The following is a 10,439-nucleotide window of genomic DNA, read 5'->3' as shown; positions in this document are numbered from 1 at the left end:
GCATTGCTTTAAAACGATTGAAAGCTGCCCTTTCTACTAAATATTTGAGAAAAGTGATAGGTTTTTAAACTTTGATGAAATCGCCCTGGGAGAACGTTTATACTTTAACTGACTTAATATAGACTTAATATTTTTATATTATGATTATACCTATTTTATTACCCTAAAAATTTGGAACAACTATGCATAAATTACGTGAACTCGAACAAGAAGCAAAAGATTTATCTATTCTACTTGACCATGCCCTTCTTAGTAATTTTCGGGAAGAAAAAGAAAACGCATTGACCGAGCTTGAAAATTCCGAATTAATGAAAAATGCAAATCAATTCAGAATTTTTATTGATCCCGAACATCCTATTGTGAGTTTAATCAAATTGGCTACAGTTACATTGCCTGAAAAAATAAATGAATTACACAAAAAAGCACGTTTAGTTCAACTCCAATTAGATGCTGAAAAAGATGTAACAATTACAGAGGATTCCATTTTAGAAACTGGAGCAGTTATAGAGGAACCAATCACCGACTTAAAAAATGAAGTGATTTCAGTTGAAAAGGATACAACGGTTCCTAAAGTTAAAGAGGGGTTAAAATCTTATATAGAGACTACCGAAAACAGAACAAGTGAATATTATTATGGAACGGTCGGAACTTTTTTTAACTATATGGCATCATATGTGGGCATGTCAGGATATACCAGAACTCAAAAACTCGATGCGATAGATAAATTATTTAAGAATTTTGAAACCACCAAAGTATCAGAATTAGATGAGCAAGATATAACAATATTAACCACTGGATACCTTGGGGATGCGTTAAAGCCATTATTAGAAGATGAATCAGTGGGGCAAAAATTAAAAGAACTATTGAAAATCGAATCAGCAACAAATAAGTTACAATAGTTTATACCATCTGGCGGTTATTTGGTTTTAAAATAACCACCAGATCATTGAGTTTGACTTTCTAGGTTAAATTAGAAAAGGAACAATCTTATACGGCACAAGCTCACAGTATTTTTTCCAATCTTGACCATATTTAGTCGCACAACGTTTATCATCACGAAAAGCTCTATCAAATAAAAGTACTGTTAAAAAACTCAGATAAAAATACGGTGAGAAATTTTCAAATAAAGCAGGCACAGACCAAAAAAATGTTCCAGCAAGTTCTGGAATGTAGTGAAAATGCCGCGCAACACCCCACCATCCGGAAGCAAGCAATATAGTTTGCTTTTTGTCGCCTTCTGTAGTTTTATAATGAGCTAATACAGTAACTGGTTTTTTACCCCATATGGTACAGTCACCCTGTGTTGCTCTGGCCATCAATCTTTGTCTGTCTGCAAGATAATTAATCATAATAGATGCAAAACCCAGGAACAAAATGAGGATTGCCCAAACAAATGGTAAATGAATGGGATGAAGAACAAGATACATGCTCGGTGAAGTATAAACGCAAGGAACCCATACCATACATCCCCAACAAATATAAAAACCAGCGCGATCATGCATCATATCTAATGAGCGCAAATAACCTTTTTCCCACATATAAAATTTGCTTAAATAAACAAATTGTAGGAAAACAGAAATAAGCATAGAGTTTGATAAACCACCTAATTCTGCTTGTTTTGCACAATAAGAAATCAAAAATAATCCCCAACTCATCATTCCAAAACGGCAAGTGATGAATTTCTTAATATGCCATCCCAACACTTGAGGATAAAGCTCTGTGCCCCAATAGTAATCAAACAAAATATTCTTAGTGATACCTGAATCAGTGGATGAAGGAAAAAAACGCCCCTTAAGATATAAAAAAGCACAAAATATAAGACTAAATAGATTAAGTGCGCCGAAAAGAGCCCCAAGATTATCATAGAGAATAGAAGCCGAAAATAAATTAAAACCAAAGGAAGCAATGCAAAATGTTGCCATAGTCACGATAAATGCAAAAAGACCATTGTCTTTATATACAGGTACATTTCCTTTAGGAGAAATCGGTCCATGAAATATTTTTCCTGGCAGTACTCGCATTAATGCCAATTCAAATACAATAAATACTAAAATGATTTTCCAGGCGATTGCTGAGCCCCAAAAATAAGGTTGCCATATTGAATAAATCGATTGTGAAAACCCTTTCTGGAGCATCAAGTTCCATAATGCCAACAAAGATCCTTCAAGCTGAGTATTGGTATACCACATTAGCATCACAAAAACAGGGCATACAAGAATCAGGAATAACGGACCTAAGGTATTCCGAATATTGAAATTCATCATGTTTCCTTACATTTTAAAAATTAATATCATACAGGAATTTTCAGTATTTAATATCAATTACTCAATGCTGCATTATTAAATAACACAAATCATTAAATTTATTAATTAAAAATCATAAAGCTACATAAACCTTATAATTTACTTAGACAATATAAATATGATATAAGAACACCAAACAAACAAAGGGCTGTTTAGCGTGCTACTCAGTTCAATAAATCAACACTATAGTTTATGTCTGTACTCAATAATTATCCTTTTTTAGCAGTATTGAAAACATTTTACGCAAAAAATCCTCTTCATCACTGTTTAAAGAATGACAAAATATGCCCCAAATTAAGCTTTGAATTTTTTGCCAATTTGGCTTTTGATTCAGAAGATGTAGGTGCTTGCATTTCTTTAATGGTCAATTTAATTACCCTATTCATCGCACAACAACAAAGCAATGACTGTCTTTCTCAGCATCTCAACCAGCTTCTCAATGGAGAAATTATTACAGCCGTTGCCAATAATGAAGCATTCCATCATGGAAGTAATCTAAATGCCATGACCTCTTGTATTAAGTTCAACTCAGACAGTTCCTTTGATATTGTTATCAATAAACCCCTCATCACTAATGCAGGCGCTGCTGATTTAGTGATTGCCAGTGTGCCTATTGAAGGAAAAGCAAAAAATCAATTTGCGATGCTTCTTTTCGAAGGTTCAGAAATACAACAGAAGTGTTTTTCCGAACAGCTCTCTGGTCTTAGATCTTGTCCTACTGGCAGTATTTCTGCTCAGTACAAGAACATTAGAAATATCCGACTTGTCACGGAGGTTCGACGCAGTCTACTAGTAATGCGCCAAATATATAATATGGAACGATTTCTTCTCGGCTGCATCATGACGGGTATTCTTAAAAAAATTCTACACTATGCTCTAAAAGAAATGGATGATGATGTTCATGAGAAGTTCGCTAATCAATATCTACAGAATAAAATTCTTAGCATCTTTGAAGCACTTATTCGTCTTGAATCTTTAGTCAAAAATTGTATTGACTCAATGGAAAAGGGAAACCCTACGGAATCTATTCTATCGATTATTAAACTTTCATGCATCAATGATGTAGGAAAATCCATCATCCTGCTCAAAGAGATCTGTGGTGGTAAAAGTTATTTTAAAAATCATATCACTTCAAAGTTACTTGCTGATCATGAAGCATTGAACAATCTTGGCGGAACACGTGAGCTCATGAAACAAACTCTATGGCAAACCCTCAAAAACCATAAAATCAGGAATTTATATGTCTAAATATTTTAAAGAATTACTTGATAATAACTTGTATGGAATTCCCGTACAAAATTATTCTTCCAATAGAACATTTATTTCTGACAATAAACCATTTTCTGATTTTTGTTCTACAAATTATCTTGGTCTTGATTATAGAGAAGAAATGTTTCTAGCATCTGATAACTTTCTTCGTAAATGGGGTTCTCTCACCCAATGGGGAAGATTAGAAGCAGATTGCCATATTTTTCGTGATCTTGAATCCTCAATTGGTGAAATGATTGGTTATTCGCGGGTATTATTAAGCCATACGATTTCTAATGGATGCACCTCCAGTATACCTGCGATCACAGGACGCAATGCACTCTTGATTTGTGATACATACCTTCATCCTGTTGTAAAAACAGGCTGTAAACTAGCTTCTCTGGATCATTCAGAAATTATAAAATTTGATGTCAATAACTTAGATCATCTTGAATCGATCCTGATAGCAAACAAAGCGATTAAACGAAAATTTATTTTTGTCGATGGGGTTCACAGCCTAGCACGCTACATTGCCCCTGTCCCTGAATTACAGTTTCTTTGCAGAAAATATGATAGTTGGCTTTTTATCGATGATGCTCATGGTTTTGGTATTTTCGGTGAATCACCTTCACTCGATAATCCATGGGGTTCGGGTGGAAATGGTATTATTAACTATTTTAAGGGAGATACGCGCAGGACTTTTTATATCTCCAGTTTTGGCAAAGCATTTTGCACCCATACGGCTTTTTTAGGTATCCCTGAAGAATATGAATCTAATATCGCCGTAGAGTCTGATCAATTTGTTTATTCAGCTCCCATCAGCCCAGCCCTTGCAGGGATGGCCTATGCTGCGTTACAAATTAATAAAGAATCTGGAGATGATCTCCGTAGAAAGCTTCGTGAAAAAATCATCTATTTCACCGATGGACTAAAAGCGCTTGATATTCCATTCCACAGCGTAAACCATCATCCGGCCATTCATGTCATTTGCGGAAAAAAAGAAAATGTTCCTCTTTGGAACACTATTTTAATGGAACACGGTATTTTTTCAGGCATTCGTATTTTTCCACTTACGCCGCGACTTGAATGTGGTTTTCGATTTGCCATTACTGCAACCAATAGTCAAGAACAATTGGATAATGCTCTAAATGCTCTTGCAGCGATAAAGGCATTATATTAAATGGTGGAAACCAATAAAATAAACTCTTCGTTTGATAAAGCAAAAGCCATTGAATTAAATCATGAACTTTTACTGGGAACTTTTTTTTCAGATCTGATTAAAACACCGCAGTACTTACAGACTTATTCCAATATTCCAGGAGAGTTCTGTTGGGAGTATATCCTACCCACATCAGAGACCCATTTGGCTTCTGATACTGCATCAATATATACGCCGGCAATACTTACAGAGAGACAGAATGATTTACAGTTTATTGATTCATGGATGTTAGCAGAAATTCCTCAAAAGCTTGAACAACCTTCCTCACCATTTACCTTTTCAGTGGTGAACTCCAAAAAAGAAATGATTCAGTTCATTGACGCTTTTCATCAGGCTTATTCTGGATATCAAAATAACGACCCCTATGGAAATTTGCCAGAAATTTATGGCAAAACATTACTGACTGCCTTTCAATCTCAAAAGACAAAACTTAAATTTACTTATCTTCAGGATAATGCCAAAAAAATGATAGCTGTTACCGCCATAGCTACGGAGCAACCTTACAGTTTCGCATGGTGTGTAGGCATAGTTCCCTCCTGGAGAAATAGGGGGCTCGCAAAAACATTACTGCACTATCAGAAATATTATAGTTCCTCAAAAAATTGTACTTTTCTCATAGTACAAACACTAAACAATAGTTTTGTAGAAAAACTGTATCAAAAAAATGGATTTGAACTATTTGAAACGATGAGATTTTATCGCGGTCTCTAATAATCGAATCAAGCTGAGATTATTTGAAAAATATCAAGTTGGACTTAGTAGATCACTTAGGAGAGCGATCGATGATCAACCCCTTATTAGTCACAAATTAAAAATCTTGGGGAAAAGTCATACTCATTTTGTTCTTCGTTGAGTTTTTCAAAATCGAGCCGATATTGGTAAAAATCTCCCAATTCAATTGTATGAGAGTTTCCTGTGATAAGGGTTAACACATTGGCTAAGCAAGCACTATCATCATTAGGAGGAATTGCTATTCTTTCTTGATCTTTTGGCCACATGTAATTAAGAAATGAAACAATACTGCTTAAGGTTGTTTGCTTCTCACAGAGAGAATCACAAATAATGTCCATTTGTTTCTTTTCAAGCCATGTCTTCTTACTAAATAAACCAGGAATAGGATAATATTTTTGATAATTTTCTGGCGATTTTACTGTACTTAATTGAGATGTAGAATTAAATAACGCATCAAATGCTATTTCATAAAACTCCCCCCATTGCGCAATAATCAAATTTAATTGTGCATTCGAATAATAATATCCAGCAATAGCAGCCCCATGTTCAAAACTCCCATTAAAAATACCGGGCATGCCTTGCTCCTCCAAATCCATCCGGGGAGTTACATCAAAATAAGCAATAACAGGTTGTTTTTGATTAATCATATGAATAATAAATTTTTCGTAACTATCTTTATTCGTTATATGAAAGGATGTAGTTTCAAATTTATTATAATCAAAAACTTTTTTCATTTGTGTAGGACCATAAACCTCCCCTACCTGAGAATGAATCACTTGTTTTGCATGCTGACGAAGTGAATAAGAAAAAATACCCTTTTTTTGCAGCGGTAAAGAAGTTTGTGAATGGAATTTTTGATTCACTAAATATTCTTGTACCACTGCTCCAGCGATTAATTTACATACTTGTCCAGATTGTTGCTGGGGTTTCAAACCAAGACAAAATTCAACTTGGATTCCTTGATTTGCAAGAGTAGCAATGTATTTATGGATCTCCTGATTGATTTTACCCATTTATGATTCCTTTAAAATGTTGTTTCGTTTGAAAAATGCATTGAATTAGTTCGTATACTAAAATTGCGTACTATTTAACCAATAAAATCTTAATAAGTACAATAAATTATACTTATATGTCATATCAAATAATTTTATATTATATTTTTTTCAAAAAATTAATTGATATGTGTCATTCATCAATAAGCTCAGAACACGCCCTCCTCTTTTACAAATTTATTGATAAGTTATCTGATTGTTCCAATAGGAGTTTACCTATTTGCTTTAGTCTCTCCTTAATATTAAATTTAACGAATAAGTTATTTATTAAAAGTGATTATTATGGACGATTATCAAATAACACGAATGACACGTGAGGAAATTTCAACTGCGGTGGAATGGGCATGCCAGGAAGGTTGGAATCCAGGATTAAACGATGGAGAATGTTTTTATCGTACTGATCCTCAAGGCTTTTTTGCAGGTAAACTAAATGGCCAAATCATTGCTGTTGGCTCAGCTGTAGTATATGACGATTACTTTGCATTTTGTGGCTTTTATATTGTAGATAAAAATTATCGCTCACAGGGATATGGAATACAATTAACCCAAGCTCGGCTTGCTTATATTAGTGATCGTAATGCTGGACTCGACGGGGTACTGGATATGATCGACAATTATGCGCGTATTGGTTATAAATTTGCGCATAATAATGCACGATATGCCTTAGAACACAAACCACCCTCTCCCAAACCTGAGCCATTAATAGTGAACTTACAGACAGTGCCCTTTGCACAGCTCACACACTACGATCGTCATTTCTTTCCTGCACCAAGACCTCAATTTCTTGCAGCCTGGATCCAACAAAATACAGCTTTAGCACTTGGCTATGTTCAAGACCAGCAATTGAAGGGTTATGGAGTAATTAGAAAATGCTTTGCAGGTTATAAAATAGGTCCTCTTTTTGCAGACTCGCCACATATTGCTGAAAAATTATTGGAACAATTATCAGTATTTGCTCAAGATGAAACAATTTATTTAGATATTCCTGAAAATAATCCTTTTGCGGTTGATTTGGTACAAAAATTGAAGATGTCTAAAGTATTCGCAACGGCAAGAATGTATTTAAAAGGCGAGCCTAAACTCTCTACTCAAGGAATTTATGGCATTACCACTTTTGAATTGGGATAAGCAATGCGTGATTTAATAGGTTATGGTCCTGAAGGAAAAGATTTTTTTTGGCCAAACAAAGCAAAAGTGGCAATTAACTTTGTCATTAATTATGAAGAAGGTTCTGAGTTAAGCCCTGTCAATAATGATGTGCAAGCTGAAACAATTGGCGCAGATTTCCCATTCATACCCAAAGCTAAAGGTCAACGTAATCTGAGTATGGAATCATTTTATGAATATGGGAGTCGTGTAGGATTGTGGCGGCTTCTTCGTTTGTTTGACGCTTATCAAGTACCACTAACTTTTTTCGTGACTGGATATGCATTAACCCTAAACCCACTACTGGCAAATTATTTGGCACGGCAACATCATGATGTGGCTGGCCATGGATGGCGTTGGATAAATTATGCAAATGTTCCAAGAAAAGAAGAAAAAAAACACATCCTTTCGTGCCTTAAAACCCTGGAACAATTAACAAGAAAAAGACCTAAAGGCTGGTATACTGGAAGACGAAGCGAACACACGCGGGAATTGTTACTTGAGATTGGTGGTTTTCTTTATGACTCAGATAGTTATGCAGATGAATTACCTTATTATGTTGATAATCATCTGATAATCCCCTACTCTCTTGATTGTAATGACTTCAGATTCACAACAACCCCGGGGTTTTGTAGTACACAGGAGTTTTATGTTCGTTTAATGAATACATTTAACTATCTTTATCAAGAAAAAAGACCCACAATTATGACAGTAGGTTTACATCCTCGCCTTAGCGGAAAACCTGATCGGTGCTTGATATTAAGGAATTTTTTAAATCATTTAGTACTGCATAAAGACATTTGGATTACAAGACGAATCGATATCGCTAATTTTTGGTTAGAAAGATTTCCCTCTACAAAAGCGTAACTCAGTTATTATTTCTTCAATTCATTTTTCTGATCTTAAACCGATATTTGCCTTACCTGATTTAATGATATTGGCCCAATTCCTGCAACATTCAATGTTAATCCCTCTCCATTTTGCCCAAGGCTCACACTATTAACATTGGCTAAGATCATGGTTTTCAATGCTATTTCTTTATCTTCATAAATAGCATGAACTTCAATCCTATATCTTCCTTCTTTAACCTTTTTGCCATCATATCCAATACCATCCCAACTGAATTGCAAAAAGCCAGGTTCTGGTTTACCTAAAGAAATTGTTTTTATCATCTCTTTTGATTCCGCATAGACACAAGCACGCAACATGCTAAGGTCAGAAGAAATATCAAGCGCAACTCTTACGGAAACCTCTGCCCCTAATGGAAGAATATCACTCTCCACCAAAACTTTACGCCCAACTAAAGCTGAAGCTTGTAATGCTTGATTTGATTGTAATGATGTGGTCATTTGTTGCAATGATTCTTGCATTTCTATACACCCATTATGAGTGGCAAATTGTGCCAGTTGAGACAGAAATTCATGATTAACTTGCCGCTGCATCATATCCTGGCTCTCAATTTGCTCTGCCATTAAATGTAAAAAATCCTGCTCTACTAAATTTTTCTTTAGCGGAGAATCAATTTGTTCAAAAGACAAACTAACTGTATCCGTTTCATTAAATGAATTATCTGTCATGCTATTCCCCCTTATTCACTTAACTTTAATGCACGTTACACTAATTATAAAAAGCAAACGTTGTGCCAACTTCAAATAAGTGAGAAAATTAGTTGCTATCAATTGGGGGTACTATCTATGTTAAAGAACAATGTTCTTCCTGAAAATGCAATAGAGCAGGTAAAAACTTATCTATTACAGCTGCAAAATACAATTTGCTCAAGGCTTGAAAATTTAGACGGACAGGCCCAATTTATGGAAGATACCTGGCAACGTTCTGCCGGCGGTGGTGGTATTTCACGTGTTTTATCCCAAGGTTTGGTTTTTGAAAAGGCAGGGGTTAATTTTTCTCATGTTTTAGGAGCGCATCTTCCAGCATCTGCGAGTGCCCATCGCCCAGAATTAGCAGGTAGAAATTTTAATGCTCTTGGTGTATCACTAGTGATTCATCCAGATAACCCATATGTTCCCACATCTCACGCCAACGTCCGTTTTTTTATTGCTGAAAAAGAAGATGCTGATCCTGTTTGGTGGTTTGGCGGAGGATTTGATTTGACACCGTATTATGGGTTTAAAGAAGATTGCAAGCATTGGCATCAAACTGCATTGCAGGCTTGCCAACCTTTTGGCCAATCCATTTATCCTAAATTTAAGCAATGGTGTGACGATTATTTTTTCATTAAACATCGAAATGAAGCACGAGGAATTGGGGGCTTGTTTTTTGATGATTACAATGAAATAAGCTTCGAGCACAGCTTTTCATTAATGCAAAGTATAGGGAATCATTATATTGAGGCTTATGCCCCTATAGTAAGTCGCCGTAAATCTCATCCATTTGGTGAGCGAGAAAAAACATTTCAAAAATATCGCCGCGGGCGCTATGTTGAATTTAATCTCGTCTATGACCGTGGTACCTTATTTGGCTTGCAGTCAAATGGCAGAACAGAATCCATTCTCATGTCATTACCTCCCGAGGTAACATGGGAATATAACTGGAATCCCGAAGCCAATAGTGCAGAGGCAAAACTTTATACTGATTTTTTACCCCAGCGTAATTGGTTAGTATAAGGATTAATTAGAACCACAACTGTCAACAAGGTAATAGGTCACTGGTGATTAGCAAAAACCAAAGATTTTTTCCCGGAGAAATGATCCATCAAAATCTGCGAGCAAACATCAAAGG

Annotated in this window: 10 protein-coding genes; 7 read left to right on the top strand and 3 right to left on the bottom strand. The window is 35.4% G+C overall.

The genetic code is table 11. The features are described 5' to 3' along the window. Positions 1-182 precede the first annotated feature (182 nt). A complete protein-coding gene (ceg19, locus tag Lsan_RS09260) occupies positions 183-899 on the top strand; it encodes a Dot/Icm T4SS effector Ceg19 (RefSeq protein ID WP_058514123.1) in 717 nt (238 codons plus the stop codon). Positions 900-965: 66 nt separating this feature from the next. On the opposite strand, the gene Lsan_RS09255 is transcribed toward ceg19, so the two are convergent. Further along, positions 966-2,261, bottom strand: a complete 1,296-nt coding sequence (locus Lsan_RS09255) for a phosphatidylethanolamine N-methyltransferase family domain-containing protein (protein WP_058514122.1) — start codon at positions 2,259-2,261, stop codon at positions 966-968. Between the two features lie 234 nt (positions 2,262-2,495). Here Lsan_RS09255 and Lsan_RS09250 point away from each other — a divergent pair, with 234 nt between their 5' ends. From Lsan_RS09250 to Lsan_RS09240, 3 genes are read left to right on the top strand one after another with little or no spacing between them, the layout of a single operon-like run. After that, positions 2,496-3,551 (top strand): acyl-CoA dehydrogenase family protein, encoded by a 1,056-nt coding sequence (locus Lsan_RS09250; protein ID WP_058514121.1) that lies wholly within the window; start codon positions 2,496-2,498, stop codon positions 3,549-3,551. Beyond that, positions 3,544-4,731 (top strand): aminotransferase class I/II-fold pyridoxal phosphate-dependent enzyme, encoded by a 1,188-nt coding sequence (locus Lsan_RS09245; RefSeq protein ID WP_058514120.1) that lies wholly within the window; start codon positions 3,544-3,546, stop codon positions 4,729-4,731. Before Lsan_RS09250 ends, Lsan_RS09245 begins: the two co-directional genes overlap by 8 nt. Continuing rightward, positions 4,732-5,481 (top strand): GNAT family N-acetyltransferase, encoded by a 750-nt coding sequence (locus Lsan_RS09240; protein ID WP_058514119.1) that lies wholly within the window; start codon positions 4,732-4,734, stop codon positions 5,479-5,481. An 86-nt stretch (positions 5,482-5,567) separates the two neighbouring features. Here the strand turns inward: Lsan_RS09240 and Lsan_RS09235 are convergent, their stop codons facing one another. Then, positions 5,568-6,515 (bottom strand): hypothetical protein, encoded by a 948-nt coding sequence (locus Lsan_RS09235; RefSeq protein ID WP_058514118.1) that lies wholly within the window; start codon positions 6,513-6,515, stop codon positions 5,568-5,570. Positions 6,516-6,836: 321 nt separating this feature from the next. Here Lsan_RS09235 and Lsan_RS09230 point away from each other — a divergent pair, with 321 nt between their 5' ends. Together Lsan_RS09230 and Lsan_RS09225 are read left to right on the top strand one after the other, a co-directional pair. Next, entirely contained in the window at positions 6,837-7,682 is an 846-nt protein-coding gene (locus Lsan_RS09230) for a GNAT family N-acetyltransferase (protein ID WP_058514117.1), read from the top strand. A gap of 3 nt (positions 7,683-7,685) precedes the next feature. After that, positions 7,686-8,567, top strand: coding sequence for a polysaccharide deacetylase family protein (locus Lsan_RS09225; RefSeq protein WP_058514116.1), 882 nt, complete (start codon positions 7,686-7,688; stop codon positions 8,565-8,567). 35 nt (positions 8,568-8,602) lie between these two features. On the opposite strand, the gene Lsan_RS09220 is transcribed toward Lsan_RS09225, so the two are convergent. Next, complete coding sequence (locus Lsan_RS09220) at positions 8,603-9,277, bottom strand: flagellar hook assembly protein FlgD (RefSeq protein ID WP_058514115.1); 675 nt, start codon at positions 9,275-9,277, stop codon at positions 8,603-8,605. 117 nt (positions 9,278-9,394) lie between these two features. On the opposite strand from Lsan_RS09220, the gene hemF reads away from it, so the two are divergent. Further along, the gene (gene hemF, locus Lsan_RS09215; protein WP_058514114.1) at positions 9,395-10,324 is read left to right on the top strand and encodes an oxygen-dependent coproporphyrinogen oxidase; all 930 of its coding nucleotides are present in this window, start codon (positions 9,395-9,397) and stop codon (positions 10,322-10,324) included. The last annotated feature ends 115 nt before the right edge of the window (positions 10,325-10,439 follow it).

The organism is Legionella santicrucis (assembly GCF_001468135.1).
Classification (GTDB): domain Bacteria; phylum Pseudomonadota; class Gammaproteobacteria; order Legionellales; family Legionellaceae; genus Legionella; species Legionella santicrucis.
This window is presented reverse-complemented; position numbering and strand designations above follow the sequence as displayed.

What these genes read in the sequence shown, in the direction of transcription:
- ceg19 (WP_058514123.1), top strand. Translation starts at nt 183, where the DNA reads ATGCATAAATTACGTGAACTCGAACAAGAAGCAAAAGATTTATCTATT.
- Lsan_RS09255 (WP_058514122.1), bottom strand. Translation starts at nt 2,261, where the DNA reads ATGAATTTCAATATTCGGAATACCTTAGGTCCGTTATTCCTGATTCTT.
- Lsan_RS09250 (WP_058514121.1), top strand. Translation starts at nt 2,496, where the DNA reads ATGTCTGTACTCAATAATTATCCTTTTTTAGCAGTATTGAAAACATTT.
- Lsan_RS09245 (WP_058514120.1), top strand. Translation starts at nt 3,544, where the DNA reads ATGTCTAAATATTTTAAAGAATTACTTGATAATAACTTGTATGGAATT.
- Lsan_RS09240 (WP_058514119.1), top strand. Translation starts at nt 4,732, where the DNA reads ATGGTGGAAACCAATAAAATAAACTCTTCGTTTGATAAAGCAAAAGCC.
- Lsan_RS09235 (WP_058514118.1), bottom strand. Translation starts at nt 6,515, where the DNA reads ATGGGTAAAATCAATCAGGAGATCCATAAATACATTGCTACTCTTGCA.
- Lsan_RS09230 (WP_058514117.1), top strand. Translation starts at nt 6,837, where the DNA reads ATGGACGATTATCAAATAACACGAATGACACGTGAGGAAATTTCAACT.
- Lsan_RS09225 (WP_058514116.1), top strand. Translation starts at nt 7,686, where the DNA reads ATGCGTGATTTAATAGGTTATGGTCCTGAAGGAAAAGATTTTTTTTGG.
- Lsan_RS09220 (WP_058514115.1), bottom strand. Translation starts at nt 9,277, where the DNA reads ATGACAGATAATTCATTTAATGAAACGGATACAGTTAGTTTGTCTTTT.
- hemF (WP_058514114.1), top strand. Translation starts at nt 9,395, where the DNA reads ATGTTAAAGAACAATGTTCTTCCTGAAAATGCAATAGAGCAGGTAAAA.